This window comes from Priestia sp. SIMBA_032, assembly GCF_046535215.1.
Classification (GTDB): Bacteria; Bacillota; Bacilli; order Bacillales; family Bacillaceae_H; genus Priestia; species Priestia aryabhattai.
Genome location: NZ_JAWRXD010001611.1, coordinates 1 through 234, shown reverse-complemented (window position 1 = coordinate 234; position 234 = coordinate 1). Strand labels below are relative to the sequence as shown.

The following is a 234-nucleotide window of genomic DNA, read 5'->3' as shown; positions in this document are numbered from 1 at the left end:
CGATGACCACGACACCTCTGAGTTGACGCTGATCGAGCAGGAGCCGCTGCCGGTCTCCCCCGAAAGCGGGATGGCCGAACTCGAACACGTCCTGGCCACCACCAGCTGGCCGTCCGAGGTGGAGGGGTGCGCACTGGTTCAGGAGATCATCGTGCTGCCGCCCGAGGCACAACACGACCTCGATGAAGCCGTCGGGCCGCTGGTGTCGGACCCCGATTCGGCCGACCACGTCGC

At 67.1% G+C, this 234-nt stretch carries 1 protein-coding gene; it reads left to right on the top strand.

The genetic code is table 11. The features are described from left to right. Nucleotides 1-234 (top strand): hypothetical protein (locus tag SB717_RS39735; RefSeq protein WP_486360830.1); only part of this gene is annotated, 234 nt, incomplete at both ends.